This is a genomic window from Glutamicibacter sp. 2E12 (assembly GCF_050030965.1).
GTDB lineage: Bacteria > Actinomycetota > Actinomycetes > Actinomycetales > Micrococcaceae > Glutamicibacter.
Genome location: NZ_CP188297.1, coordinates 3176887 through 3203381, shown reverse-complemented (window position 1 = coordinate 3203381; position 26495 = coordinate 3176887). Strand labels below are relative to the sequence as shown.

The window sequence follows — 26495 nt, the reverse complement described above, 5'->3', positions numbered from 1 at the left end:
AACCTCAGCAAGTATTAAGAGCAGTGCTTCTTCGGAGCTATTCCTGTCCGGCGGATGTCAGCAGAAATAATGACGTGCCAGCCATGCCGGCAAGCAAAAAACCAGTTAAACAACGAAGGCCCAACCCTTGCAGGGTTGGACCTTCGTGAATCAGCTAGAGCTAATCACGATCTCTGCACGAGGCAGAAGCCGGAATTAGTTGCCGGTCAGCTTCTCGCGCAGTGCAGCCAGTGCTTCGTCCGAAGCCAGGGTGCCTGCATCGGTGGCTGGTGCCTCCGAGGAGTACGAAGCTGGAGCTGGCTCGGAACCACCGGCAGCAGCAGGCTCTGCTTCTGCGTCGGCAGCGATAGCGGCAACAACCTGCTTCTTGTGTGCTTCCCAACGCTCCTGGGCAGCAGCGTACTGTGCTTCCCATGCAGCGCGCTGGGTGTCGAAGCCCTCGAGCCATTCGTTCGACTCTGGGTCGAAGCCCTCTGGGTACTTGTAGTTGCCGGCCTCATCGTACTCTGCAGCCATGCCGTAGAGTGCTGGGTCGAACTCGGTGCCCTCTGGGTCAACACCTTCGTTAGCCTGCTTGAGCGACAGCGAGATGCGGCGGCGCTCCAGGTCGATGTCGATGACCTTGACGAACAGTTCGTCGCCAACGGAGACAACCTGCTCAGCCAGTTCAACGTGGCGAACTGCAAGCTCGGAGATGTGAACCAGGCCTTCGATGCCGTCTTCGACGCGTACGAACGCACCGAATGGAACCAGCTTGGTAACCTTGCCCGGTACAACCTGACCCAGTGCGTGGGTGCGGGCGAAGGTCTGCCAAGGATCTTCCTGGGTAGCCTTCAGCGACAGGGAAACGCGCTCGCGGTCCAGATCGACTTCCAGAACCTCTACGGTTACTTCCTGGCCAACCTCGACAACCTCGGATGGGTGGTCGATGTGCTTCCAGGACAGCTCGGAAACGTGTACCAGGCCGTCTACGCCGCCCAGGTCCACGAATGCACCGAAGTTGACGATGGAGGAAACAACGCCCGGACGAACCTGGCCCTTTTCCAGCTTGTTGAGGAAGGTCGAGCGAACCTCGGACTGGGTCTGCTCGAGCCATGCACGGCGGGAAAGCACAACGTTGTTGCGGTTCTTGTCCAGCTCGATGATCTTGGCTTCGATTTCCTGGCCGATGTATGGAGCCAGGTCGCGCACACGGCGCATCTCGACGAGCGATGCTGGCAGGAAGCCACGCAGGCCGATGTCCAGGATGAGGCCACCCTTGACAACCTCGATGACGGTACCGGTAACGACGCCGTCCTCTTCCTTGATCTTTTCGATGTCGCCCCAAGCGCGCTCGTACTGCGCACGCTTCTTGGACAGGATCAGGCGGCCTTCCTTGTCTTCCTTGGTCAGGACCAAGGCTTCGACGCTGTCGCCAACGGTGACAACTTCACCTGGGTCAACGTCGTGCTTGATGGAAAGCTCGCGGGAAGGGATGACACCTTCGGTCTTGTAACCGATGTCGAGCAGAACTTCGTCGTGGTCAACCTTGACGACGGTGCCTTCGACGAGGTCACCATCGTTGAAGTACTTGATGGTGGCGTCGACTGCGGCCAAGAAGTCCTCAGCAGATCCAATGTCGTTGATCGCGACGACTGGTGCGCTGTTGTTCTCGTTCGAGGTGATGGTCATGTAGTAGGGACTCCGATGTGGATAGATTTGATCAGTCGAAACCCCGGAAGTCCCGGAATTTCGAAGGGGGTAGAACATGAATGCGGACATGACGAAGCCATGGCACGCTGTTCAAGTCTACGCGCCTAGCACACCGCGGGTCAAAGCGTAACCCGCTAACATCCTCGCCAGCATTTTGTGAACTTCGTCATATCAACCGGATAATGCGACCCGTCCCACTAGAAACCGTGCGGCGTGAAACCCTCGCGAGCCACGCTGAACAAGTGAACCCAGTCCCCCGCAGCTCCCCCGCCGACCAGTTCGGCGCGTCCCGAATCCAGCAATTGGTCCAGCTGCACGGTGCCCAGGTACAGTCCAGCCAGCTCCCGCTCCGAAAGCGCCACGCGCGGCAGCCCGGAGTCGGCCTGCACGTCCTCGATCCGGCTCACCGTGGCGCGGGAATCGGACACCTCGAAGAGGTAGGTTCCGGAGATCAGCTCCAGCCGGTCGCTCACGCTCAATAGCAGCCGGGCATCGCGCTGGTAGCCGCGCGCTTGGAAGGCGGCAACAACATCGAGCACGCGCAGCCACAGCACATCGTCAATGGAACGCACGTGGTAGTCCCGCACGTTCTCCAGCACCTGGCGCAGTGGATCGGCCACCGGGCCTTGGCCATGCACTTCTTCGACCAGATCATGGTTGCCCAGGTACTCGAAGAGCTTGATGCGCGCGGCGTCGCTGGTGGCCACCAGCTTATGCACCACCAGCTTCGCCTTGGGCTCATCCCAGCCGCCGAACTTGTAGGTGGCGAATCCGCCGAGCTGGCCAGCGTCATCGTAGTAGGCGGCAAAACGCAGGTTCTTCGGCTTTTCCAGGGTCTCCCAGGTGTCCCAGCGGCCCAGGGCAAAGCCATTGTCGAACTCGGTGCTGTCCACGGAGCCGAAGGTCTGCTCGAGCGCGCGCACGGCCAGCGCGGCATAGCCGGGCCCGAAATGCTGCGGATCGGCATCCACCACCCGGCCGGGAACCTGCACGCGCAGCTTCACCCCGTGGGCGCACTTGAGCGTGAATCGGCTTTGGTAGGTAGCTGGCTCGAAGCCGTACCGCCCGTAGATCGTCGCTTCCGACGCGGTCAAAGCCGCAATAGGGAAACCCGCCTGCTGGGCATAGGCCAGGTCGGCGGTGATTTGCCTGGACAGGATGCCGCGGCGCCGATAGCTCGGCGCGACGGTGACCGCGGAGATCTTGTGCGTTGCCACCGGCGCCTCGCCGCCGGCATTGAGCAGCCCGGGGAATGCTCCATAGGTGTGCACCGGGTAGGTTGCATGGCGCGAGTGCGGTTCGGCCTGCTGATCGAACACCAGGGAGAAGCGCATTTTCTGCGCATAAGTCAGGTCCAGGTAGTGCGTCCAATTGGGCTCTTCGGGCAGCTGCTCGTAGAAGCCGATCCCGGTGGCCTGATGGAACAGCTTGATCGATTCGTCGAGTTCCGGACTGCGGATCGCAGCCTGGCAGGTCCGGGTTTCCAGCTGCGGCGGGGTCTCTGGTCTCATCGTGCTCCTTGGCGAGGAAATCGGCTGATCACAGTCTATGCGCCTGTCCGGCCGGCGCAAGGGGTGCATTCACCAGGCAGCGGAGAGCGTGGTGAACCGCAGGCCGGAATCCAGCACCTGCCCCAGCCCGAGCGCCACGCCCTTGGCAGTACCCGAGGCGGGCTGGTTGAAGTGCCCGATGCCGACGTCCCCGGCGGCCAGCTGGCGGACCTGGGCGGCCACGGCTTGCGCGCCAAAGGTCGCCCCGGCGTCCAGGTTGACGGTGAAGTTCATCGGCACCACGCCCAGGTCCCGGCACATTGCCGCGCCGGCTTCGTCCATATGGGCGGTGCCGGAGCGGAAGAATTTCGCGGTGATGCCGAATTGATCGGCAAGATACCGCTGGTTGCCCATCACCTCGTCGTAGGCCTGGCCGATCGACTCCGTGCCCCCGATGCCGTAGGCTGCCTGCCCGGAAGTGGCCAGCGGGGCGTGGCTGGTTCCGTGGTTGGCGATCTCGAACAGCTCGTCGCTGGCCAGCTCGGCCATCAGCGGCGCGTTGGCGCGTGCCCAGCGTTCGTTCACGAAGAGGGTCGCGGGCACCTGCTTGGCACGCAAGGCGTCCAGCAGGGCCCCATCCACCCCCGAGCCCCGGGGTCCCCCGCAGGCATCGAAGGTCAACGCCGCGGCGGCATTGCCCTTGGGCAGGCCCAGCTCGATGCCCGGGACTTCCAGCCCGAACTGCCCTGCAGGAACATTCTTGAACTTTTCCATGACCTGGCTCCGGCTCGGATACACCGTCTGGAGGCTGGCGGTAGGCCGGGGTGAAGCAGTGGCGGTGGGCGAAGGACTCGCCGTTGCCGAGGCCGCCGCGGACCCGGCTCGTTCCGCCGGTCCGCCGGTACTGCAACCGGAGACCAGCGCGGCGGCCAGCGCCCCCAGCCCCAGGCTTCCGGTTTTCAGCGCCCAACGGCGCGAGTAGTGCTCCAAGTTCGTCTCTTTCCCCAAGCCCATTCGATCCTGCCGAAAGGGGCAGGAACACCCGCGGTGCCCCTGCCCCTTTCGATTGCTGCCCCTAGTGCGCGGCGTCGTGCCAGGTCCGGCCGATGCCCGGCTGGACATCCAGCGGCACCAGCAGATCTGCGGCCTGTCCCATTTCGCGGGTCACCAGCTCCTGCACTGCTTCCAGCTCCCCCTCGGCGATCTCCAGGATGAGTTCGTCATGGACCTGCAGCAGCATCCGGGACTTGTACTGCCCAGCGCGCAGTCCCTCATCGATGCGCAGCATGGCCACCTTCACCAGGTCGGCGGCCGAACCCTGGATCGGGGCGTTCAACGCGGCACGCTCGGCGATGTCGCGCAGCCGGCGATCCGAGCTGTTCAGCTCCGGCAGGTAGCGGCGGCGTCCGAAAATGGTTTCGGTGTAGCCATCCTTGCGGGCCTGGTCGACGACCGAACGCAGGTAGGTGCGCACGGCACCGAAGCGGTCGAAGTAGTCCTTCATCAGCTTGCGGGCCTCGTCCACGCCGATCTTCAGCTGCTTGGACAGCCCGAAGCTGCTCAGCCCATAGGCCAGGCCGTAGCTCATCGCCTTGACCTTCGAGCGCATCTCCGAGGTGACCTCGTCCGGCTCGACGTTGAACACGCGCGAACCGACATAGCGGTGCAGGTCCTCGCCGTTCTGGTAGGCCTCGATCAGCCCCTCGTCTTCGGAGAGGTGCGCCATGATGCGCATTTCGATCTGCGAGTAGTCCACTGTCAGCAGGCTCTGGTAGCCGGCCCCGACCATGAAGACGTCGCGGATGCGACGGCCCTCTTCCGAACGCACCGGGATGTTCTGCAGGTTCGGGTTCAGGCTGGAGAGGCGCCCGGTCGCGGCCACGGTCTGCGCATAGGTGGTGTGGATCCGGCCATCATCGTGGGTGGCCTTGAGCAGGCCGTCCACGGTCTGGCGCAGCTTGATCGCGTCGCGGTAGGCCATCAGCGCGACCAGGAACGGGTGCCCGGTCTTGACCAGCAGATCCTGCAGCGACTCGGCATCGGTGGTGAAACCGGTCTTGATCTTCTTGGTGCGCGGCAGATCCAGCTCTTCGAACAACACCACCTGCAGCTGCTTCGGGCTGGAGAGGTTGACTTCGTGGCCGATCGCGGCGAACGCGTCGTTGGTGGCCTGGTCCACCTGCTCGGTGAAGTGGGCACGCAGTTCGTTCAGGCGATCCACGTCCACTGCCACGCCGGCGCGTTCCATCTCGAAGAGCACCGGAATCAGCGGCAGCTCCATCTCGGCAGCCAGTTTGTCCGCGTGCTTCTCGGCCAGCTTGGTAGCCAGGTAGGCGGAGAGGTCGTGGATGGCCTGCGCCTGGGCCAACGTTGGCTCGGCAAGATCCGAAGTGAGCCCCAGATCCAGTTCGCCCTTCTTGGCCTGATGCACCGGCACGGCGTACTTCAGGTGGTACTGCACCACGTCCACCAGGTCGTGGCTGCGGCGATCGGGCTGGATCAGGTAGGCGCTGATCAAGGTGTCGTCCTTGATGCCGGCGATCCGCAGCCCGCGCTCGATGAGCAGGTGCATGGCGGCCTTGGCATCGTGGAAGAGCTTCGGCGCGTTCTCATCGGCCAGGAACTGCGCAAGCACGCCTTCGGTGGCTTCATCGAGTTCGGCCAGTTCCAGCCAGAGGGCTTCCGACCCGCGGAAAAGGGCCAGACCCACGGCTTCGCCGTCAACCGCAGCAGGCTGGATTGCGATCGGCGCGCCCTTCCCGGCCCCGATGAATCCGTCCAGTGCGTCGGCATCGGCGCCGAGCACCCGGGAGAATTCGGCAACTTCGGGTGCCGCTTCCTCTTCCTGGGCTGCAAACAGGTCGAACAGGCGCTTGCGCAGGGTGTTGAATTCCAGCGCGTCGAACAGGTTCTCGATCTCTTCGCGGTTCGGGGCTTCGAGTTCCATCTGATCGAGCGTGACCGGGAGTTCCAGGTCGTGCTTGAGCTGGTTCAACCGGCGGTTGCGGGTCACGTTGTCCACGTGCTCGCGCAGCGACTCGCCGACCTTGCCCTTGATGTTCTCCACATTCTCCAGGATGCCAGCCAGGTCCCCGTAGAGGTTGATCCATTTGGCGGCGGTCTTCGGCCCCACACCTGGCACACCGGGCAAGTTATCCGCGGTTTCGCCGACCAGAGCCGCCAAATCCGAGTAGCGCTCGGGACGCACGAAGTACTTGGCTTCCACCGCTGCGGCATCCATCGGCGGGATATCGCTGATGCCCTTCTTCGGGTACAGCACCAGGGTCTTGTCGGTGATCAGCTGGAAGGCGTCGCGGTCGCCGGACACCACCAGCACGTTGAAACCGGCCTCTTCGCCCTGGGTGGCCAGCGTGGCCAGGATGTCATCGGCCTCGAAACTCTCCAGGGTGATCGAAGGGATGTTCATCGCCTTCATGACTTCCTGGATCAGATCGATCTGCCCGTAGAACTCTTCGGGCGTCTTATTGCGTCCGCCCTTGTACTCGGTGTACTCCAGCGAGCGGAAAGTCGGGGTGTCCAAGTCGAAGGCCACCGCAACGTGGGTGGGCTTTTGCTGGCGGATCATCGTCAGCAGCATCGATACGAATCCGTGCACGGCATTGGTGTGCTGGCCGGTGCTTGTTGCGAAGTTCTCTGCAGGCAGCGCATAGAACGCGCGGAAGGCCATGGAGTGTCCGTCAATAATCAGCAGTCTCTTGTCCGACGAGGCAGTCGGTTTGGTAGTTTCGCTCACACCTGAAAGCCTAGTTGCCATGAGCGACAATTTCACTTCTCGAACCACGCAATCTTCGGCACATCCGTTTGCCGCGCAGCTGGCCCGCCACGGCATTCCCGAATCCATGTGGCCCTACCTGCTGCACAATGGCGTGGGCGAACTCGTGGAGAAACTGGAAATCATCTTCACCGGGTTCGAACCCCAGCGCGTTGCCGCCACCATGCCGGTGGCGGGCAACACCCAGGTCTACGGCATCCTGCATGGCGGCGCTTCGGCGGCACTTGCCGAAACCCTCGGTTCGATGGCCGCTGCGCTGCACGGTGCCGGCCGGGCCAACCCGGTCGGCGTGGATTTGAACATCACCCACCACAAGGCCGGGCGCACCGGGCTGGTCACCGGGGTATGCACGCCGGTGCATCTGGGCCGCAGCAGCACCTGCCATGAGATCGTGATCAGCAATGAGCAGGGCCAGCGTGTCGCGACCGCTCGCATCACCAATATGCTGCTGCCGGTCGAAAACTGATCCCCGCAGGCGCCGTTCGCGCCAAGCGCGGCGGATCCGGCTTTTCCGGAGCGCTGGCCCTGGCCGGCTGGTCCCCTTGGCCGTTTAGCCGATCGCGTAGCGCGAGAGGAAGATATCCGCGCCGAGCTCGGTGATCCCCAGGGCCGAGAGCTGCGTGCTGATCCCGCGGCCAAAGATATTGGCCCCGTCGCCCAGCACCTCCGGAACGGTGACCAGAAGCAGCTCATCGAGCGCATCGGCTTCGACGAACGCTCCAGCCAGGTCGGCACCGCCAACCACCCACACGTCCCCGGCCCCTGCGCTCTGGGCGATGTCCCGGCTCCAGAAGCCCACCTCGCCGCGGATGAAGGTCAGGTCCGCTCCGGGCAGTGTCGGCAGTTCATGGTGTGTGAAGACCCACACCGGCTTCTCGCCGAACACCCACGGCACGGTTCCCTCGGCAGCATCACGGACGATGTTCTCGTAGGTCTTGCCACCGATCACTACGGCGCCGACGCTCCCGAAGAACTCGTCGAAATGCTTTTTCACTCCCGGCTGCGTGGCATAGGGGATGAACCATTGGACGCTTCCGCTGCGATCGGCGATAAAACCATCGATGGAGGCACCCACGTAGTACTTGAAGCTAGTCATGGCTCCAGTCTAGGGGTGCCTCCATCGAAGGCAATATCAAGTTGTCGAGGGACCCGAAAATCGTGTCGGATCCACCCGCAGCCGCGAGCAGTTCCTAGTGGCTCGAGGAGAAGCCCAGGATCGCTTCGCTCAGCTGCGGCACGATCAGCACCACGCCGAAGAGGACGATCAGGCCGCAAATCGCGAAGCAAGCGTAGGCTCCGGCATTGCTCAGGCTCTGGTTGCGGCCCTCGTCCTTGGCAACTGCCAGCAGGCGGACGCCGAAGGAGTAGGCCGCCACGATCGCCATCGCGGAAAACCAGGTGATGGCGGCGACGATGAGAAAGGCTGTCCAGTCAATCATGAATTATCGGCTTCCTTCTGCGCTGCGGCAGCCTTGGCCAGCTTGGCTTCCGCCTTGGCCTTGGCACGGCGTTCCTTCTTGGTCAGGATGTTCACCGCTGCGCCCGAGTTATCGATGTCGGAAATGTTCGACTCGTGGTCATGCGGCTGCTTGCGCGAGAGGAACCAGATGGTCAGCATGGCGCCGGTGCCGGCGATCGCGACGATCACGATGCCGATGGTGCCCAGGTGGGTGATCGCTGCGGCCACGCCGCCAACGGCCGCGGCTGCTGGCAGGGTGAACAGCCAGCCCAACGCGATGCGTCCTGCGGTGCCCCAGCGGACTTCGCCGCCCTTGCGGCCCATGCCCGAACCGATCACGGAGCCGGAGGCTACCTGGGTGGTGGACAGCGCGAAGCCCAGGTGCGAGGAGGTCAGGATCGCCGAAGCGGTGGACATCTCGGCTGCGAAGCCCTGCGCGGGCTTCACGTCGGTCAGGCCCGAACCCATGGTGGCGATGATGCGCCAGCCGCCGGTGTAGGTACCCAGCGCGATGGCGAAGGCACAGGTGGCAACAACCCAGAACTGCACGCCGGAGTCGGAATCCTGCAGGCCAGAAGCCACCAGGGTCAGGGTGATGATGCCCATGGTCTTCTGCGCATCGTTAGTGCCGTGGGACAGCGCGACCAGCGAGGAAGAGAAGATCTGCCCGTAGCGGAAGCCGCCGCGCTTGGGCGCCGCTCCATTCTCGCGCTTGGTGATCGCGTAGGCCAGCTTGGTGCACAGGTACGCGGAGATGCCGGCGATCACCGGCGCGCACAGGGCCGGAAGCAGCACCTTGGAGAGCAGCACGCTGTAGTTCACCGAGGCGAAGCCTGCACCGACGATCGCGGCGCCTACCAGGCCGCCGAACAATGCGTGGGAGGAGCTCGAAGGCAGTCCCAGCAACCAGGTGAACAGGTTCCAGATCACGGCGCCCATCAGGCCGGCGAAAATCATCGCCGGCCCAATAGCCACGCCCGAGGTCGGGTCTTCGTTGATGATGCCACCTGAAATGGTCTTCGCTACCTCGGTGGAGAGGAATGCGCCAACCAGGTTCAGAATTGCGGCGAGGGCAACTGCCTTCTTAGGGGAAATTGCTCCGGTTGCGATTGGGGTGGCCATCGCATTGGCCGTGTCATGGAAACCATTGGTGAAGTCGAAAAACAACGCCAAGGCAATGACCAGGACGACGATAAGCGTCAAATCCATTGAATACCAGCCTGAGGGGTCGAACGGCAAGGAAAAAGAGAACGGGCCAGAAATAGGATCCTGCGAAAGGCATTGGCGTGCAGGACTTCGTTCTAAGCGCAATTTCCATCTTAGGCGTACGGCGCAGTACGTCAATCCGGAACTTCAACCCCATCCGGGGAAAACTCGGATGAACAACTGGTTACCAGAGGGTTAACTAGCCTCCAAGCGCGGTATCGGCGCATCGCAGGCATAAAAAATGTGCGCCAAACCATAAGTGGCTTGGCGCACAATCCAGTGCTTGGCGGTCCCTACTTGACCTGGTCGACGACCGTCTCGGCAACCTGGCGCATGCTCAGGCGGCGATCCATGGAGGTCTTCTGGATCCAGCGGAACGCTTCCGGCTCGGTCAAGCCCATCTTGGTGATGAGCAGCGACTTGGCGCGATCAACCAGCTTGCGGGTTTCGAACTGCTCGGCCAGGTTGCTGACTTCTTCCTCCAGCGCGCGCAGCTCGTCATTGCGGGAAATCGCGATTTCGATGGCCGGAGTGAGGTCTGCCGGGGTGAACGGCTTGACCACGTAGGCCATGGCACCGGCTTCGCGGGCACGCTCCACCAGTTCCTTCTGGCTGAAGGCGGTCAGCAAGACGACCGGGGCGATGCGTTCCTTGACGATGGCTTCGGCGGCGGTGATGCCATCCATGACCGGCATCTTCACGTCCATGAGCACCAGATCGGGCTTCAATTCGCGCGCCTTCTCCAGGGCGGTCTGGCCGTTGTCGGCTTCGGCGACGACGTCGTACCCTTCGGAACGGAGAATTTCGACGATATCCAAGCGGATCAGGGTTTCATCCTCGGCAACGACCACTCGACGCGGAGTGGATTGCACCTCGGATGGGATGCGGGTGATTTCAGGTAGTTCGCTCATTGGCGCCTTCCTCCATGGTCAGAAATCCTGCCCGCTGAATGGGCAGTATCTAGATGGTTTCAGTTCAGCGAAGCCACGTTGCCTCGGTTTCACATCTAAGCCTACTGGCATGTACTCTTGTTGAGGCGAAGACGCGAGGTTCCTGATTAGGAAATCTGGAAAACCTCTAGTAAAGTAGTCAAAGTGCCAGCCCAAGTGGCGGAATCGGTAGACGCGCCGCACTCAAAATGCGGTATCGAAAGATGTGTGGGTTCGAGTCCCACCTTGGGCACCAGCATGAAGGCCGTTGGATCGGAAATTGTCCGGTTCAACGGCCTTTTTTTGCGCGCGCAACCACAGGGCACGTGCTCGAGTTCACAATCGTGCTTTGCGGGCGCCAAGGCAAAAAATCCGCCCTGCTCCAGAATTCTGGAGCAGGGCGGATTTTCTTGCCTCAGCTAGTGCGCGACAGAGCGTCTACAGGTTTTTCGGCGTGGAGACGTTTTCCGGTGCCCACGGACCGACCTTCTCGCGAGCAGGCATCGGCTTGCCATTGACCAGCTGGCCGGCATCGGCGAGGTCGCCGACCTTGTGCACGCGCAGCGAGTTGGTGGACCCCGCCTGTCCCGGAGGGGAGCCGGCGGCGATGCACACGATGTCGTTGAGCTCCGCCAGGCCTTCGGAGAGCAGCGCCTCGTCCACCTGGGCGGTCATCTTGTCAGTGTGGTCGGCGTAGGCCACCAGGCGTGCCTGCACACCCCACATCAGGGTCATGATGTTGTAGGTCTGCTGCAGCGGGGTGAAAGCCAGGACCGGCTTCTTCGGGCGCAGGCGCGAGAGGCGCCGTGCCGAGTCGCCGGACTGGGTGAAGGCGACGATGTACTTCGCGTCGAGCTGATCGGCGATCTCCACCGCGGCACGGGTGATCGCGCCGCCGCGGGTCTTCGGCTGGGAGCCCAAGCGGGGAATGCGATCCAGGCCGTGCTGCTCGGTCGAGGAGATGATGCGCGACATGGTCTCCACGGTTTCCACCGGGTACGCGCCCACGGAGGTCTCCCCCGAGAGCATGACCGCGTCGGCGCCGTCGAGCACCGCATTGGCGCAGTCCGAAGCCTCGGCGCGGGTCGGGGTCGGCGATTCGATCATCGATTCGAGCACCTGGGTGGCGACGATGACCGGCTTGGCCCAGCGGCGTGCCAGCTCCACGGCACGCTTCTGCACGACCGGAACTTCTTCCAGCGGCAGCTCCACGCCCAAGTCGCCGCGGGCGACCATGATGGCGTCGAAGGCATTGATGATTTCTTCCAGCGCGGCCACGGCCTGCGGCTTCTCGATCTTGGCGATCACCGGCACGCGTCGGCCTTCTTCGTCCATGATCTCGTGCACGCGCTCGATGTCCTCGGCATTGCGCACGAAGGACAGTGCGACCATGTCGATGCCGGCACGCAGTGCCCAGCGCAGGTCGTCCTCGTCCTTTTCGCTCAATGCGGGAACGTTCACCGCGACGCCTGGCAGGTTGATGCCCTTGTTATTGGACACCTCGCCTCCGACGACAACCTCGGAACGCACCGAGGTCTGGTCAACTGCCAGCGCCTTGAGCTTGACCTTGCCATCGTTGATCAGCAGGAAATCGCCCGGCTGGACATCGGTGGGAAGGCCCTTGAAGGTGGTGGAGCACAGGTTGCGGGTACCTTCGATGTCCTCAATGGTGATGGTGAATTCCTCACCAGCCTCGAGGATGTACTTGGCGTTGTCCTTGAAGCGGCCAAGGCGGATCTTCGGACCCTGCAGGTCGGCGAAGATGCCAACCGCGCGGCCGATCTCCGCGGCCGCATTGCGCACATTCGCCAGGGATTGTGCGTGCATGGAGTGGTCTCCATGGCTCATGTTCAGGCGGGCTACGTCTACGCCCGCCTTCAGTACCGCTACAGTATTTTCATAACTTGCCAGGGCCGGGCCCCAGGTTGCCACAATCTTTGCGCGTCTCATTCCGTCAGCCAAATGCCTTTCATGTTCACATAGGCAAAATGCGGCCCACCCGGCATCCGGGTGCGCCGCATTCAAGCCTATGTCACTCAAATGATGCTGATGGCCCTATCGGTTGGAGCAACCGGTGCAGGAAGGGTAGTCGAACCCATGAGGAACTTGTCGACCGCGGCCGCGCAAGCGCGTCCTTCGGCGATAGCCCACACGATCAGCGACTGTCCCCGACCGGCGTCTCCGGCGACGAATACCGATTCGGTGTTCGTCATGTAGTAGCCATCTCGGGCGACGTTGCCCCGGTTGTCGAATTCGATACTGACCTGTTCGTCCAATCCGGAAACTTCCGGACCGGTGAACCCGAGGGCAAGCAGAACCAGATCCGCTTTGATTACGCGTTCGGTTCCAGGCTTCGGGAGGCGCTTGCCAGCAACAAATTCTGTCTCTGCAACTGTAACACCGATCACCTTGTTTTGCTCAGTTCCCTCGCCGGAGATGAAGTTCACGGTCGAAGCCAGGTAGGTTCGCTCGCCGCCTTCCTCATGGGAGGTCTGCACCTCGAAAAGCACCGGCATCATCGGCCACGGCTGGTCTTCGCGGCGCTCGGTGCCCGGCTGCTGGCCGATGGCCAGCGTCGTGACGCTCGCCGCTCCCTGGCGCAGGGCGGTGCCGATGCAGTCCGATCCGGTGTCTCCGCCGCCCAGCACGATCACGTGCTTGCCCGCCGCATCGATGCGCGGGGCATCGAGCTGGCCGGCGACCACGCGGTTGCTCTCGGTGAGGAACTCCATGGCATGGTGCACGCCCTCGAGCTTGTTGCCCGGCACCGGCAGCTCGCGCGGCACCGTGGCACCGGTGGCTACGATGACCGCGTCGTAGTCGCGGCGCAGCTGCTTCCAGGAGATGTCCTTGCCGATCTCGATGCCGGTGCGGAAGATCGTTCCTTCGGCTTCCATCTGGGCCAGGCGCAGGTCGATGACCTGCTTCTCCAGCTTGAAGTCCGGGATGCCGAAGCGCAGCAGGCCGCCGATGGCTTCGTCGCGCTCGTAGACGGCCACGGTGTGCCCGGCACGGGTCAGCTGCTGGGCGGCTGCCAATCCGGCCGGCCCCGAACCGACGATCGCCACGCGGTGCTCGGTGTGGCGGGCAGGCGGCTGCGGCACGAAGTCGCCGGCGTCCATCAGGTGGCCAGCGAGTTCGGCTTCGACCTGCTTGATGGTCACCGCGGGCTGGTTGATGCCCAGCACGCAGGAGGACTCGCACGGGGCCGGGCACAGCTTGCCGGTGAGCTCCGGGAAATTGTTGGTGCTCAGCAGCCGGGCGGCCGCATCATCCATCCGGCCCCTGTAGGCCAGGTCGTTGAACTCCGGGATCAGGTTGCCCAGCGGGCATCCCGAATGGCAGAACGGGACGCCGCAGTCCATGCAACGGCCGGCCTGCTCCTCCAGGATGCCGGACTTCTGGCGCTCGACGACCTCCTTGTAGTCCATCAGGCGCACCGGCACCGGGCGCTTGGGCTGGGTGACACGTTCGGTCACCTTCAGGAATCCACGTGGATCAGCCACGGGTCACCTCCAAAATCTTGTTCCATACCTGCGGCGAATCCGGGTTCTGCCCGTTGGCTACTGCGTCGCTGCGCAGCTGCTGCACGGCGGCGAAGTCGCGCGGGGTGATGCTGGTCAGCCGGCTGCGGGTTCGTTCCCAGTCCAGCAGCAGGCGGGAGGCCAGCGGGGATGCGGTCAATGCGATGTGCTCGGTGAGCAGCTCGTGGATGCGTTCGGCTTCGGCATCGGTAATCGGCGCTACCAGCAGGTCCGACTGCCCGGCAGCCAGCGGGTTCAGCTTGGCTGCATCGAAGTCCAGCACCCAGGCCACGCCGCCAGAGAACCCGGCGCCGAAGTTGCGGCCGGTGGCTCCCAGGATCACCACCTGTCCCCCGGTCATGTACTCGCAGCCGTGCTCGCCGATGCCTTCGGTGACAATCGTGGCCCCGGAGTTGCGCACCGCGAAGCGTTCGCCGACCATGCCGTTGATGAACAGCTCCCCGCTGGTGGCGCCGTAGCCGACCACGTTGCCGGCGATGACCTGCTCCTCGGGTTTGGACAGGGTGGTGTGCGGCGGGTGGATCGCGATCCGGCCGCCGGACAATCCCTTGCCGACGTAGTCATTCGCGTCGCCCGAGAGCTTGAGCGTAATGCCCTCGGGAAGGAAGGCGCCCAGCGACTGGCCGGCGCGGCCCGAGAGGTTCACCTTGATGGTGTCCCGCTCCAGGGTCTGCAGCCCGAAGGTCTTGGTCACATGGTGGCCCAGCAGCGTGCCGGTGGAGCGGTCGGTATTCACGATCGCCGCGTCGATGCTGACCGGCAGGCGGTCAGCCAGCGCCGGTCCGGCCGCGGCGAGCAGCTGCTGGTCCAGGTGCGTGTCCAGCCCGTGGTCCTGGCCGATGCGGCGGCGGCGCGCCGCCAGCTCGGTATCCGGCACGTGGGTGATCGCATCCAGCGCCAGCCCGGAGACCTTGTCGTGCGCGGCGAACTGGGCGGGATCGGCCTGGAGCAGTTCGACCTTGCCGATCACCTCGTCCAGGGTGCGCGCCCCCAGCGAGGCGAGCAGCTCGCGCACCTCCTGGGCGATGAACTCGAAGAAGTTCACCACGAACTCGGCCTTGCCGGTGAAGCGTTCGCGCAGCGCAGGATTCTGCGTGGCCACGCCCACCGGGCAGGTGTCCAGGTGGCACACGCGCATCATGATGCAGCCCGAGACCACCAGCGGGGCGGTGGCGAAGCCGAATTCCTCGGCACCCAGCAGGGCGCCGATCAGCACGTCGCGCCCGGTTTTCAGCTGGCCATCGACCTGCACGGTGACGCGGTCGCGCAACCCGTTGAGGATCAGCGTCTGCTGCGCTTCGGCCAAGCCGATTTCCCACGGGGTGCCGGCATGCTTCAGCGAATTCATCGGCGAGGCGCCGGTGCCGCCATCGTGCCCGGAAATCAGCACGACGTCGGCCTTGGCCTTGGCCACGCCGGCCGCGACGGTGCCGATGCCGGACTCGGAGACCAGCTTCACGTGCACGCGGGCGGAAGGGTTGGCGCACTTCGCGTCGTGGATCAGCTGGGCCAGGTCCTCGATCGAGTAGATGTCGTGGTGCGGCGGCGGGGAGATCAGCCCGACACCCGGGGTGGAGTGGCGAGTCTTGGCGATCCAGGGGTAGAGCTTGGCGCTCATCAGCTGGCCGCCTTCGCCGGGCTTGGCGCCCTGGGCCATCTTGATCTGGATGTCATCGGCGTTGGCCAGGTACAAGCTGGTCACCCCGAAGCGGCCCGAGGCGATCTGCTTGACCGCGCTGCGGCGCACCGGATCGAGCAGCCGCTCCGGATCCTCGCCGCCTTCGCCGGTGTTGGACTTCGCGCCCAGCTGGTTCATCGCGATGGCCAGGGTTTCGTGGGCCTCGGCCGAAATCGAGCCGTAGCTCATCGCGCCGGTGGCGAAGCGCTTCACGATGGAGCTGACCGGCTCCACCTCGTCGATGGCGATCGGGGTGATCCCCTCGGTCTTGAACTTCAGCAGCCCGCGCAGGGTCTTGAGCTGTGCGGCCTGGTCGTCGACGGCCTTGGTGTACTCCTTGAACACGTCGTAGCGGCGGGTGCGGGTGGAGTGCTGCAGGCGGAAGACGGTTTCCGGGTTGAACAGGTGCGGCGGGCCTTCGCGGCGCCACTGGTACTCTCCCCCGGTTTCCAGTTCCAGCGGCTGGGCGCCGCCGTCGATCTCCGGGTAGGCGCGGGCATGGCGGGCGGCGGCCTCGGCGGCCACCACATCCAGCTCGATGCCCGAGAGCTTGGTGGCGGTGCCGGTGAAGTACTGGTCGACCACGCGCTGGGACAGGCCCACGGCCTCGAAGGTCTGCGCGCCGCAGTAGCTGGAGACCGTGGAGATGCCCATCTTGGACATGATCTTCAGCACTCCCTTGCCCAGCGCCTTGATCAGGTTGCTGCTGGCCTGGTGCCCGTCAACTCCGGGCAGCTCGCCGTTCTCGGCCATCTGCTCGACCGATTCCAGGGCGAGGTAGGGGTTGATGGCGCTGGCGCCGTAGCCGATGAGCAGGGCGATGTGGTGCACTTCGCGGGCGTCGCCGGACTCGATGATCAGCGAAACGCGGGTGCGGTTGGAGCTCTTGAGCAGGTGGTGGTGCACCGCGGAAGTCAGCAGCAGCGACGGGATCGGCGCCCAGGCCGCGGAGGAATCGCGGTCCGAGAGCACGATGTAGCGCACCCCGCGGTTCACCGCGGCGGAAACCTTCTCGCAGATTTCCTGCAGGCGGGCGCGCAGCTCGGATTCGCCGCCGGCCGGGCGGTACAGGCCGCGCACCTTCAGCGAGTACTTGGACCCGGATTCGTCGCGCAGGTGCACGATCTTGGCCAGCTGGTCGTTGGTCAGCACCGGGTAGTCCAGCGCGATCTGGGTTTGCGGGACACGGTCCAGGGACAGCAGGTTGCCGTCGGGGCCGATCGCGGTGCCCATCGAGGTGACCAGCTCTTCGCGGATTGCATCCAGCGGCGGGTTGGTGACCTGGGCGAAGGACTGGGTGAAGTAGTCGAACAGCAGGCGCGCCCGGTCAGCCAGGGCGGCAATCGGGGTGTCGGTGCCCATGGCGGCCAGCGGTTCGGCACCGGTGGCGGCCATGGGAGCGAGCAGCACGCGCAGCTCCTCGGTGGTGTAGCCGAAGGTCAGCTGGCGCAGGGCCACGGAGGCGGAGTTGTGGCGCACGTGCTCCAGGTCCGGGAAGTCGGCCAGCGTCTTCAGGTTCTGCGAAACCCATTCGCGCCATGGCTTGGCGGCGGCCACTTCGGCCTTGATCTCGGCGTCCTCGACAATACGCTGGGCGTCCAGGTCCACGGCGAACATCTTGCCCGGGGCGACACGGCCCTTCTTCACGATGTGCTCTTCGTCGACGTCGATCACGCCGACCTCGCTGGCCAGGACCACCAGGCCGTCGTCGGTGACCCACCAGCGGGCTGGGCGCAGGCCATTGCGGTCCAGCACCGCGCCGGCCATCGCGCCATCGGTGAAGCAGACGGCGGCGGGGCCATCCCACGGCTCGATGAGCATGGACTGGTACTGGTAGAAGGCGCGCAGGTCCGCGTCCATCTGATCGTCGTTTTCCCACGGCTGCGGGATCATCATCATGATGGTCTCGGTCACGTTGCGGCCCGAGAGCATGAGCATTTCGGCGACCTCGTCGAAGGAGGCCGAGTCCGAGGCGCCGGCGGTGCAGATCGGGAACAGTTCTTCGGGCACCTCGCCGAGCAGCTCGGATTCCAGGGTCGACTGGCGGGCGCGCATCCAGTTGCGGTTGCCCTTGACGGTGTTGATCTCGCCGTTGTGCGCGATGGTGCGGAAAGGCTGGGCCAGCGGCCACGACGGGAAGGTGTTGGTGGAGAAGCGCGAGTGCACGATCGCGCAGCGGCTGGTGAAGCGGGCGTCGGACAGGTCCGGGTAGAACGGCTCGAGCTGCGCGGTGGAGACCATGCCCTTGTAGACGATGGACTGCGAGGAGAACGAGGCGAAGTACACGCCCATCTTGTTGTGCGCGCGGCGGCGGATGCGCCAGGCGGCGGCGTCCAGCTCGCGGCGGGTGGCGGCCGGGGCGCCAGCGTGGGCGCCGATGAAGATCTGGGCGATGTACGGCATCACCTTGCGGGCCGAGGCGCCGAGCACGTCGGAATCAACCGGTACCTCGCGCCAGCCGAGCACCGCCAGGTTCTCCTCGGCGGCCATGGTTTCCAGTTCTTCCTGGGCGAAGGCACGTTCGCCGGCGTCGGCCGGGAGGAAGCCCATGCCCACGGCGTAGGAGCCGGCGGCGGGAAGATCGAATGCGGTGACGCTGCGCAGGAAGGCGTCGGGCAGATGCAGCAGGATGCCGGCGCCGTCGCCGGTGCCTTCATCGGCCCCGATGGCGCCGCGGTGCTCAAGCCGGCGCAGGGCGGTCAGCGCGTGGGCGACGATCTCGTGGCTGGCATCGTTCTTCAGGGACGCGATCATCGCCAGGCCGCAGGCATCCTTTTCGGCCGCTGGGTCATACAGACCCTGCGCGCCAGGCAGCGCGGAAAAACGGGTGTAGGGCGAGGGGACCTCCTCGCCAAAACCTGGCGAGGCGTTCATCTGGACTCCGGTCATGCTCATGAGCGTGCCTTTCTGTGGTTCATGCAGGATAGGCGCGCGGCAGCCCCCGGTAAAGGGCTTATTCTTGGCAAGGGCTTCCGGCCGCCTGGATGTTTCATCTAGCTGAAACTTTTCGACAGTGCTAAGCGGGGTCTGCTTGCGCATCGAGGTTTCGGGGACGAACATTTCCCACCTCGTTGTGGTGCTGCACCAGCTGGCCTTTCCAGGGGTCGATCGACCAGCGTGGCGCGTGGATCACACGTTACGCAGGTTTTGTTTCTCGCATGCGCGTGCTTGTGTTTCAGGAATGTTAAAAACTTCTGCCGCTACCGGCGCGGAAAAAGCAGTTTTTTGCGGGCGGGGATCGCGAAAACCGGTTTTGCCAGCCGGTTTTGATAGCCGCCCAATGTTTCGGGCATGTTGCGCCCGAGGGACGGAAAACTGCCCAGATTTTCCGGACATTTCGCCATATTGGGGCCAGGGCGCGTCATGAAAGCGGATCCGGGCAGCTGCTGGCGCGGCTTAAACCACCGGTGGCCGGCAAGCGTGGATGCTTGCCGGCCACCGGAATGGGGCTATGGAATTATTGCTGCCGCTCTGTGGCGTCGCTGCCCGGATCGGAGCTGGACTCCGCCGGTGAGTGCGCGGCGGGCTTGGCGCGATCTGCTTCGACCGGCTGCGCCGGGGCCCTGCCTGGCAGGTAGAACGGATCGACCTGCTGCCTGCGCAGCTTGCCCAGGACCACGATCAGCGCGAGGATGCCGGCGATGGCGATGCCGATCGCCAGCCACTGGTGCACGCGCAGGGCCAGCGGCCCGATGGCGATGATTTCGGCCGGGTCCAGGCGCAGCGATTCGGTGAAGGTGCGGCCGATGCCGTACCAGATCATGTAGCAGCAGAACAGTGAGCCGCGGCGCAGCTTGAACTTCCGGTCCAGCGCGATCAGCACGAAGGCGCCCAGCACATTCCACAGCGACTCGTACAGGAAGGTCGGGTGGAAGAGCGTGTCCGCGGGCAGCCCGGCCGGGAAGTTGTAGCTGTCCGCATCGATCTCCAGGCCCCACGGCAAGTCGGTCGGCGCGCCGAACAGCTCCTGGTTGAACCAGTTGCCCCAGCGCCCGGCCGCCTGCGCCAGCAGCAGGCCGGGCACGGCCGCGTCGACGAAGGCCGAGAGCCGGATGCCGGCTTTCCGGCAACCGATCCACGCTCCGAGTGCACCGAGCGACACCGCGCCCATGATGCCCAGCCCGCCAAGCCAGATCTGCGGGATCTCGGCCAGGTGGGCGGTTTGCCCGCCGAGCCCGAAGTAGTACATCGGGTCGGTGATCAGCACATGGTAGAGGCGTCCGCCGATGATGCCGAAGGGGATCGTCCAGATGGCGATGTCCCAGAGCATGTCGGAGTTGCCGCCGCGGGCACCGAGGCGCTTGTTGGTCAGCCACAGCGCGATCAGGATGCCCGCGAGGATGCACAGCGCGTAGGCGTGGATGGTCAGCGGGCCGATCGAGATCCTGGCGAATTCCGGCGGCGGCGAAGGGATGGAGGCGGGCAAGGCAAGCGCCAGCTGCGCGGCAAAAGCCATCAGGCCCGTCCGCTCAGTTCGGCGGCCAGGGCGCCCACGGCCGGCACTCCCCCGTCACGCAGGGCGGCGACCAGCGCGGTGCCGACGATCACGCCGTCGGCGTAGGCGCCGATTTCTTCCACGTGCTCGCGGCGCGAGACGCCCAGGCCCACGCAGGCATTCTCGGCGCCGGCGTTGTGGGCGGCGGCGACCACTGCCTGCGCGGCGGAGGAAACCTCGGTACGGGCGCCGGTGACGCCCATCAGCGACACGCAGTAGACGAAGCCGGAGGACGCATCCACGGTGCGCTGCACCCTCGCTTCGGTGGACGAAGGGGCAATGAGGAACACGCGCTCCAGGCCGTGCTTCTCGCTGGCCTGGATCCATTCGGCGGCCTCGTCGGGCACCAGATCCGGGGTGATCAGGCCGGCGCCGCCGGCTTCGGCGAAGCGCCGGGAGAACTCGTCCACGCCCAGGCGCAGCACCGGGTTCCAGTAGGTCATGACCATTACGGCCACGTCGGTGCGTTCGGTGATTCCGCGCACGATGTCGAAGATCTGCGGGACCTTGAAGCCGTTGGCCAGCGCCTGCACGGTCGCTTCCTGGATCACCGAACCGTCCATCACCGGGTCGGAGTACGGGATGCCGATCTCGATGACATCCACGCCGTTCTCGGCCAGCGCCACGGCGGCCTCGATGCTGGTGGCGACGTCGGGGAAGCCGGCAGGCAGGTAGCCGATGAGGGCCGGGCGGCCCTCGGCGCGGGCTACGGCGATCTTCTGGGCGCTGGTCACGCGGGTCATCTACTTCTCCTCGGATTTCTGCGAGCCGGAGTTCTGCGCAGTGGCCGCGTTGATTTCGGCCTCGGCGTCTTTTTCGTCGATCATGTTGAACCAGGCGGCAGCGGTGCCCACGTCCTTGTCCCCGCGGCCCGAGAGGTTCGCGATGATGATGGTCTCTTCGGGGACCGCGCCTTCGGCGATCTTGCGCGCCGCCAGGCGGATGGTGCCGGCCAGGGCGTGCGCGGACTCGATCGCCGGCAGGATGCCCTCGGTGCGGCACAGCGCCTTGAACGCGTCCATCGCCTCGGTGTCGGTGACCGGCTCGTACTTCACGCGGCCGATGTCGGCCAGGTAGGCGTGCTCCGGGCCGACGCCCGGGTAGTCCAGGCCCGCGGAGATGGAGTGCGATTCGACGGTCTGCCCGTCCTCGTCCTGCATCAGGTAGGACTTCGCGCCATGCAGCACGCCCGGGCGGCCCAGGGTGATGGTCGCGGCGTGGCGGTCGGTGTCTACGCCGTCGCCGCCGGCCTCGTAGCCGTAGATCTCCACCTCGGGATCGTCGAGGAAGCCGTGGAAGATGCCGATCGCGTTCGATCCGCCGCCGATGCAGGCGGTGACCGCGTCGGGCAGGCGGCCGGCCTGGGCCAGGATCTGCTCGCGGGCCTCGTCGCCGATGACCTCGTGGAAGTAGCGGACCATGGCCGGGAACGGTGCGCCGCCGGCGGCGGTGCCCAGCAGGTAGTGGGTGTTATCCACGTTGGCCACCCAGTCGCGCAGCGCCTCGTTGATCGCGTCCTTCAGCGTCTGGGAGCCGACGGTGACCGGGATGACGGTGGCGCCGAGCAGGCGCATGCGCGCGACATTCAGCGCCTGCCGGCGGGTGTCTTCCGCGCCCATGTAGACCACGCATTCAAGGCCCATCAGGGCCGCGGCGGTGGCCGAGGCGACGCCGTGCTGGCCGGCGCCGGTCTCGGCGATGATGCGGGTCTTGCCCATGCGCTTGGCCAGCAGCGCCTGGCCGAGCACGTTGTTGATCTTGTGGCTGCCGGTGTGGTTCAAGTCCTCGCGCTTGAGGAAGATCCGCACCCCGCCGCAGTACTGCTCGGAAAAGCGCTTGGCTTCGGTGAGCAGGGAGGGGCGCCCCGAGTAGTTCTTGTTCAGGTCCTTGACCTGGGCGATGAACTCGGGGTCGTTCTTGGCCGCTTCGAAGGTCTCGTTCAGCTCGTCCATGGCGGCCATGAGGGACTCGGGCATCCATCGCCCGCCGTAGGCACCAAAGTACGGGCCGCTTGCGTGCCTTAGCGACTGTGCATCGATCGACTGGCGGTGCTCGGAGTTTTCCGGAGTGCTCATCGATTCCCTCTTTCCTCGTACGGAGCTTGATTCGTGGTAAGTCTCGTGCCCCGCCGGAAACTCCTGCGGGGCACGAAAAGCAGTTCTGGGTCCTTCGCCGCCGTGCGCGGCTAGCGCTGCGGCTTGGCGCCGGTACCGGCCTTGATGAACGCGGCGACCGAAGCGCGCGGATCGGCATGCTTCACCAGCGCTTCGCCCACCAAGACCGCGTCGGCGCCGGCCGCACCGTATTGGACGACCTGTTCGGTGGATTCCACACCGGACTCGGCGACGATCACCGCCTGGGCCGGCAGCAGCGGAGCGAGCTTGCCGAAGGTGGCTGGATCGACGTCCAGCGTCTTCAGGTTGCGCACGTTCACACCGATGATCTTCGCTCCGGCCTTGCTGGCGCGGGCGATTTCCTCCTCGGTGTGGGTCTCCACCAGGGCGTTCATTCCCAGCTGGTGAGTCAATTCTAGGAAAGATGCCAGCAATTCATCATTCAGCGCCGCAACAATGAGCAACACGAGGTCAGCGCCGTGGGCGCGGGCTTCGTAGATCTGGTACTCGTCGACCGTGAAATCCTTGCGCAGCACCGGAATCTGCACGGCAGCGCGTACCGCATCGAGATCCTGCAGCGAACCGCCGAAACGGCGGGCTTCGGTGAGCACGGAAATCACCGAGGCGCCACCGGCCTCGTATTCAGCGGCCAGTACGGCAGGCTCCGGGATATCTGCCAGCGCGCCCTTGGACGGGGACTTGCGCTTGACCTCGGAGATGACACGCAGCGTGGTGTCGCGGGCGGCCTGGTCGGCGTGGCCACCGAGCGCGGCGAAAGCATCGCGCGCAGGAGCTGCCGCTGCCGCGGCCTGCTTGATCGCTTCCAGGCTGGTGATTGCGCGACGGGCGCCCAGGTCTTCCCGGACGCCCGCGATGATCTCATCAAGAACAGTCAATTTAGTGCGATGCTCCGCTGCGAGCGCCGCCCACGCCGAAACCGGCTGCCTTCAGGATCCAGCCCAGGAGCAGGCCAACCACCATGATGCCGCAACCGACCCAGACGATGGACCAGGCGAAGTAGGCGAAGGCGATGCCGGCCACGATTGAACCGGCAATCATGGTCAGTACGCAGGCCCACGCTGCGATGGAGTTACCGTGGCCAATCTCTTCGGTGTATACCGGATCGAGCTCGGTGTTCTGCGACATGTTCGATGTCTCCTCATGTTGTGATGCTGCGTCCCGGCAGGGCGTTGCTGCCCGGGACGTTGGTCTTCAGGTTCCATTCTGCCACCTGCGCGCGGGAACCTCCTATTCCGGAAGCCTTCGTTTCGCGCCGGTGGTGCGAATCACGATCCGCCCGGGTTATTTCCGGCCAGCAGTCGGGTCTTCGCCGTCCGAGAGCTGCTCCCAGCTGGCGATGTTGCGCGAGGACTGGTCCTTGGGCTCCGCGCTGGACCTTGCCGCCTGCCGATCGTACTTGCTGGCCTTGGCGGGCCAGCGGCCGGCGAAGACGAACACCAGCACGGCCTGCAGCACCATCAGCGCTCCGGCGAACACCGCCACCGCTGGCCACGCGCTGAGCGTGTACTCGCCGACGTTCTGGGCCAATCCGGTAGCTTCGGCCACGGTAGTGGAGGCGACGGCCTGCGGATCGCGCAGCGCCCCGAGGCCGGCGGCAACCACGGTGGCACCGGCGAGCAGGCAGATCGCCGCAATGATGTAGCGGGCGATCTTCCCGGCGATCAGCAGCGCCAGCGAACCGGCCAGCACCACCACGGAGACCGCGGTGACCGAGGCGGCCGCGGTGGCGCCGTCGATGGCGATCTGCGGGATCTGCACGGAGCTGGAGGCCACATCGACGGTGATCCATGTGCGGGTGGCCGACCAGAGGCCGATCAGTGCGCCGGCCATGCCGAAGAGGGCGAGGGTGCGGGCGCTGGTCAATTTCTTCACTTCGTTTCACCTGATTCGGTGTTGATGTTGTGGGCCGCACGCATCGACTGCGCAGCCCAGACGGCGCGCAGCGGAGCGGCTGCCTTGTTCACGGTTTCCAGGGCTTCGTCGGCGAACTTCGAGTCGTTGACGATGCCGCCGCCGGCTTGCACATAGGCGCGTTCCCCCTTGAGCAGGGCGGAGCGGATGGCGATGGCCATGTCCATGTCGCCGGCGAAGTCCAGGTAGCCGACCACGCCGCCGTAGATGCCGCGGCGGTACGGTTCGTACTCGTCCAGCAGCTGCAGGGCGCGGGGCTTCGGTGCGCCGGAGAGCGTGCCGGCCGGGAAGGTCGCGGCCAGCACGTCGTAGGCGTCCACGTCGTCGCGGGTCTTGCCCACCACATTGGAGACCAGGTGCATGATGTGGCTGAAGCGCTCGACCTCCATGAACTGGGTGACTTCCACGGTGCCGGCCTTGCAGACCCGCGAGAGGTCGTTGCGCGAAAGGTCAACCAGCATCAGGTGCTCGGCGCGCTCCTTCTCGTCGTTGAGCAGCGACTTCTCGTGCAACTGGTCGTCCTCGTAGTTCGCCCCGCGCGGGCGGGAACCGGCGATCGGGTGGGTGACCACGTGCGAATCGTTGACGGTGACCAGCGCTTCGGGCGAGGATCCGACGATCTCGAACCGTTCGCCGTGCTCGTTGACGAAGTTGAACAGGTACATGTACGGGCTCGGGTTAGTCGCGCGCAGCACGCGGTAGACATCCAGCGCGTCGGCCTGCGTTTCCAGCTCGAAGCGGCGCGAGACGACGATCTGGAAGACCTCTCCGTCCACGATCGCGGTCTTGGACTTGGCCAGCGCCTTGAGGTACTCGTTCTCATCCCAGGAGTGGGTGACAGCTTCCATCAGGGTTTCGCGCGGCACATCGGTACCGGTGAGCACCGCCGCGGCCGAATCCACCGGCACCGCGAGCTGGTCGAGCATCGCCTGCAGGCGGGTGACGGCACGGTCGTAGGCGTCGTCGACATTCTCGTCGCTGCCATCGAAATTGATCGCGTTGGCGATCAGCGTGACGGTGCCTTCGGCCGCATCATGGGCAGCCATGTCTGCTACCAGGTTCATGCTCAGCTCAGGCAGGTTCAGATCATCGGCCGGCGGGTTGGGCAGCTTCTCCCAGTGGCGCACGCATTCCCAGCCGATGAAGCCGACCATGCCGCCGGTCAAGGGAGGCATGCCGGGAACGGGTTCGGTCTTCAGCGCGCGCACGGTGTCGCGCAAGACCTCCACGCCCGCACCGCCGGCAGGCAGGCCAGCTGGCGCATGGCCCTGCCAGTAGGCTTCTGAACCACGGGTGCTCAGCGTTGCCGGGGAGTTCACTCCAATGAAGGAATAGCGGCTCCAGACACCGCCCGGGGCAGCCGATTCCATCAGGAAAGTGCCCGGGCGGCCCTGCGCCAGGGTGCGGTAGAGGCCGATGGGCGTGAGCGAGTCAGCCAGCACGGTGATGGTCACGGGGATGACACGACGGTTCGCGGCCATGGCGCGGAAGGACTCGCGGGACGGGGAAATCTTGCCAAGGGTTTTCATCTGTGTTCTTCTTCTACGTATTCTTCGAGCGCGTGCTGCGATGCGCAGCTGGGCGCGGCATTCCCGGCGCTAGCCAACCGCGTGTGCCGGTGCTTCGAAAGTCCTACTCGGGGCGGTGGTCCACGACGGCCGGCAATTCACGATCGGTGAAGCAGGATTCGGTGCCGGTGTGGCAGGCGGCGCCTACCTGGTCGACCTGCACCAGCAGCGCGTCCCCGTCGCAATCCAGGGCAACGGACTTCACGAACTGGAAGTGGCCGGAGGTGTCGCCCTTGCGCCAGTACTCCTGGCGGGAACGGGAGTAGAAGGTGACCCGGCCAGTGGTCAACGTGCGGTGCAACGCTTCATCGTCCATCCAGCCGAGCATCAGCACTTTCCCGGAGTCGTACTGCTGCGCGATGGCAGCAAACAGGCCATTGGCATCTCGCTTGAGACGCCTGGCAATAGCCGGGTCGAGGCTATGGGATTCAGGGCTCGGATTCGAGCCGTCGTTAGAAGTAGACATCACCATTAGCATACTGGTTTTCCGCGGAATCCAGAGACCTGTGACGTACCGCTCGTCGACGCGCCACGCCGTCTTGGCGACACCACTTTCACCTTGCACAATTAGTCACTTGGAGCGTGCTAGTTTCA

At 64.9% G+C, this 26495-nt stretch carries 21 protein-coding genes and 1 tRNA gene; 2 read left to right on the top strand and 20 right to left on the bottom strand.

Annotation, left to right across the window (positions count from 1 at the left end; genetic code table 11):
• Nucleotides 1-195: 195 nt before the first annotated feature.
• The 4 genes from rpsA to polA all read right to left on the bottom strand — a co-directional run bounded on the left by rpsA (nt 196) and on the right by polA (nt 6870).
• Nucleotides 196-1671: a 30S ribosomal protein S1 gene (gene rpsA, locus ACP3TE_RS15030; protein WP_013349277.1), complete on the bottom strand. Its 1476-nt coding sequence runs from the start codon at nt 1669-1671 to the stop codon at nt 196-198.
• A gap of 218 nt (nt 1672-1889) precedes the next feature.
• Nucleotides 1890-3203, bottom strand: a complete 1314-nt coding sequence (locus ACP3TE_RS15025; protein WP_426734089.1) for a GNAT family N-acetyltransferase — start codon at nt 3201-3203, stop codon at nt 1890-1892.
• 69 nt (nt 3204-3272) lie between these two features.
• Nucleotides 3273-4190 carry a polysaccharide deacetylase family protein gene (locus ACP3TE_RS15020; protein WP_332502769.1) on the bottom strand — a complete coding sequence of 306 codons (918 nt, stop codon included), beginning with the start codon at nt 4188-4190 and terminating at the stop codon, nt 3273-3275.
• 67 nt (nt 4191-4257) lie between these two features.
• Nucleotides 4258-6870 (bottom strand): DNA polymerase I, encoded by a 2613-nt coding sequence (gene polA / locus ACP3TE_RS15015; RefSeq protein WP_286172237.1) that lies wholly within the window; start codon nt 6868-6870, stop codon nt 4258-4260.
• An 85-nt stretch (nt 6871-6955) separates the two neighbouring features.
• On the opposite strand from polA, the gene ACP3TE_RS15010 reads away from it, so the two are divergent.
• Complete coding sequence (locus ACP3TE_RS15010; RefSeq protein ID WP_105656699.1) at nt 6956-7441, top strand: hotdog fold thioesterase; 486 nt, start codon at nt 6956-6958, stop codon at nt 7439-7441.
• 84 nt (nt 7442-7525) lie between these two features.
• Here the strand turns inward: ACP3TE_RS15010 and ACP3TE_RS15005 are convergent, their stop codons facing one another.
• From ACP3TE_RS15005 to ACP3TE_RS14990, 4 genes are all read right to left on the bottom strand, one after another.
• Nucleotides 7526-8071 (bottom strand): dihydrofolate reductase family protein, encoded by a 546-nt coding sequence (locus tag ACP3TE_RS15005; RefSeq protein WP_105656700.1) that lies wholly within the window; start codon nt 8069-8071, stop codon nt 7526-7528.
• 94 nt (nt 8072-8165) lie between these two features.
• Nucleotides 8166-8414 (bottom strand): hypothetical protein, encoded by a 249-nt coding sequence (locus ACP3TE_RS15000; protein ID WP_105656701.1) that lies wholly within the window; start codon nt 8412-8414, stop codon nt 8166-8168.
• Nucleotides 8411-9643 carry an inorganic phosphate transporter gene (locus ACP3TE_RS14995; protein WP_105656702.1) on the bottom strand — a complete coding sequence of 411 codons (1233 nt, stop codon included), beginning with the start codon at nt 9641-9643 and terminating at the stop codon, nt 8411-8413. Before ACP3TE_RS14995 ends, ACP3TE_RS15000 begins: the two co-directional genes overlap by 4 nt.
• A gap of 290 nt (nt 9644-9933) precedes the next feature.
• Nucleotides 9934-10551 (bottom strand): ANTAR domain-containing response regulator, encoded by a 618-nt coding sequence (locus tag ACP3TE_RS14990; RefSeq protein ID WP_105656703.1) that lies wholly within the window; start codon nt 10549-10551, stop codon nt 9934-9936.
• 189 nt (nt 10552-10740) lie between these two features.
• On the opposite strand from ACP3TE_RS14990, the gene ACP3TE_RS14985 reads away from it, so the two are divergent.
• Nucleotides 10741-10825: transfer RNA gene (locus tag ACP3TE_RS14985), tRNA-Leu, on the top strand.
• Between the two features lie 182 nt (nt 10826-11007).
• Here the strand turns inward: ACP3TE_RS14985 and pyk are convergent.
• From pyk to hisI, 12 genes are all read right to left on the bottom strand, one after another.
• On the bottom strand, nt 11008-12519 hold the full coding sequence (gene pyk, locus ACP3TE_RS14980; protein WP_133834232.1) for a pyruvate kinase: 1512 nt from the start codon (nt 12517-12519) through the stop codon (nt 11008-11010).
• Between the two features lie 86 nt (nt 12520-12605).
• Nucleotides 12606-14075, bottom strand: coding sequence for a glutamate synthase subunit beta (locus ACP3TE_RS14975; RefSeq protein ID WP_105656705.1), 1470 nt, complete (start codon nt 14073-14075; stop codon nt 12606-12608).
• Nucleotides 14068-18687 (bottom strand): glutamate synthase large subunit, encoded by a 4620-nt coding sequence (gene gltB, locus ACP3TE_RS14970; protein ID WP_426734083.1) that lies wholly within the window; start codon nt 18685-18687, stop codon nt 14068-14070. The genes ACP3TE_RS14975 and gltB overlap by 8 nt, the downstream gene beginning before the upstream one ends.
• 305 nt (nt 18688-18992) lie before the next feature.
• Nucleotides 18993-19157, bottom strand: coding sequence for a hypothetical protein (locus ACP3TE_RS14965; protein WP_166650793.1), 165 nt, complete (start codon nt 19155-19157; stop codon nt 18993-18995).
• A gap of 92 nt (nt 19158-19249) precedes the next feature.
• Nucleotides 19250-20248 carry a prolipoprotein diacylglyceryl transferase gene (gene lgt, locus ACP3TE_RS14960; RefSeq protein ID WP_332486733.1) on the bottom strand — a complete coding sequence of 333 codons (999 nt, stop codon included), beginning with the start codon at nt 20246-20248 and terminating at the stop codon, nt 19250-19252.
• On the bottom strand, nt 20248-21030 hold the full coding sequence (gene trpA / locus ACP3TE_RS14955) for a tryptophan synthase subunit alpha (RefSeq protein ID WP_402734782.1): 783 nt from the start codon (nt 21028-21030) through the stop codon (nt 20248-20250). The genes lgt and trpA overlap by 1 nt, the downstream gene beginning before the upstream one ends.
• On the bottom strand, nt 21031-22362 hold the full coding sequence (trpB, locus tag ACP3TE_RS14950) for a tryptophan synthase subunit beta (RefSeq protein WP_105656707.1): 1332 nt from the start codon (nt 22360-22362) through the stop codon (nt 21031-21033). It lies immediately after the preceding gene.
• Nucleotides 22363-22472: 110 nt separating this feature from the next.
• Nucleotides 22473-23297 carry an indole-3-glycerol phosphate synthase TrpC gene (gene trpC, locus ACP3TE_RS14945; protein ID WP_105656708.1) on the bottom strand — a complete coding sequence of 275 codons (825 nt, stop codon included), beginning with the start codon at nt 23295-23297 and terminating at the stop codon, nt 22473-22475.
• A gap of 1 nt (nt 23298) precedes the next feature.
• Complete coding sequence (locus tag ACP3TE_RS14940) at nt 23299-23547, bottom strand: HGxxPAAW family protein (RefSeq protein ID WP_105656709.1); 249 nt, start codon at nt 23545-23547, stop codon at nt 23299-23301.
• A gap of 156 nt (nt 23548-23703) precedes the next feature.
• Entirely contained in the window at nt 23704-24294 is a 591-nt protein-coding gene (locus tag ACP3TE_RS14935; RefSeq protein WP_105656710.1) for a Trp biosynthesis-associated membrane protein, read from the bottom strand.
• Complete coding sequence (locus tag ACP3TE_RS14930) at nt 24291-25862, bottom strand: anthranilate synthase component I (protein WP_402734781.1); 1572 nt, start codon at nt 25860-25862, stop codon at nt 24291-24293. The genes ACP3TE_RS14935 and ACP3TE_RS14930 overlap by 4 nt, the downstream gene beginning before the upstream one ends.
• A gap of 103 nt (nt 25863-25965) precedes the next feature.
• Nucleotides 25966-26367, bottom strand: a complete 402-nt coding sequence (gene hisI / locus ACP3TE_RS14925; protein WP_402734780.1) for a phosphoribosyl-AMP cyclohydrolase — start codon at nt 26365-26367, stop codon at nt 25966-25968.
• Nucleotides 26368-26495 lie beyond the last annotated feature (128 nt).

What these genes read in the sequence shown, in the direction of transcription:
- rpsA (WP_013349277.1), bottom strand. Translation starts at nt 1,671, where the DNA reads ATGACCATCACCTCGAACGAGAACAACAGCGCACCAGTCGTCGCGATC.
- ACP3TE_RS15025 (WP_426734089.1), bottom strand. Translation starts at nt 3,203, where the DNA reads ATGAGACCAGAGACCCCGCCGCAGCTGGAAACCCGGACCTGCCAGGCT.
- polA (WP_286172237.1), bottom strand. Translation starts at nt 6,870, where the DNA reads ATGGCCTTCCGCGCGTTCTATGCGCTGCCTGCAGAGAACTTCGCAACA.
- ACP3TE_RS15010 (WP_105656699.1), top strand. Translation starts at nt 6,956, where the DNA reads ATGAGCGACAATTTCACTTCTCGAACCACGCAATCTTCGGCACATCCG.
- ACP3TE_RS15005 (WP_105656700.1), bottom strand. Translation starts at nt 8,071, where the DNA reads ATGACTAGCTTCAAGTACTACGTGGGTGCCTCCATCGATGGTTTTATC.
- ACP3TE_RS15000 (WP_105656701.1), bottom strand. Translation starts at nt 8,414, where the DNA reads ATGATTGACTGGACAGCCTTTCTCATCGTCGCCGCCATCACCTGGTTT.
- ACP3TE_RS14995 (WP_105656702.1), bottom strand. Translation starts at nt 9,643, where the DNA reads ATGGATTTGACGCTTATCGTCGTCCTGGTCATTGCCTTGGCGTTGTTT.
- ACP3TE_RS14990 (WP_105656703.1), bottom strand. Translation starts at nt 10,551, where the DNA reads ATGAGCGAACTACCTGAAATCACCCGCATCCCATCCGAGGTGCAATCC.
- pyk (WP_133834232.1), bottom strand. Translation starts at nt 12,519, where the DNA reads ATGAGACGCGCAAAGATTGTGGCAACCTGGGGCCCGGCCCTGGCAAGT.
- gltB (WP_426734083.1), bottom strand. Translation starts at nt 18,687, where the DNA reads ATGAGCATGACCGGAGTCCAGATGAACGCCTCGCCAGGTTTTGGCGAG.
- ACP3TE_RS14965 (WP_166650793.1), bottom strand. Translation starts at nt 19,157, where the DNA reads ATGACGCGCCCTGGCCCCAATATGGCGAAATGTCCGGAAAATCTGGGC.
- lgt (WP_332486733.1), bottom strand. Translation starts at nt 20,248, where the DNA reads ATGGCTTTTGCCGCGCAGCTGGCGCTTGCCTTGCCCGCCTCCATCCCT.
- trpA (WP_402734782.1), bottom strand. Translation starts at nt 21,030, where the DNA reads ATGACCCGCGTGACCAGCGCCCAGAAGATCGCCGTAGCCCGCGCCGAG.
- trpB (WP_105656707.1), bottom strand. Translation starts at nt 22,362, where the DNA reads ATGAGCACTCCGGAAAACTCCGAGCACCGCCAGTCGATCGATGCACAG.
- ACP3TE_RS14940 (WP_105656709.1), bottom strand. Translation starts at nt 23,547, where the DNA reads ATGTCGCAGAACACCGAGCTCGATCCGGTATACACCGAAGAGATTGGC.
- ACP3TE_RS14930 (WP_402734781.1), bottom strand. Translation starts at nt 25,862, where the DNA reads ATGAAAACCCTTGGCAAGATTTCCCCGTCCCGCGAGTCCTTCCGCGCC.
- hisI (WP_402734780.1), bottom strand. Translation starts at nt 26,367, where the DNA reads ATGTCTACTTCTAACGACGGCTCGAATCCGAGCCCTGAATCCCATAGC.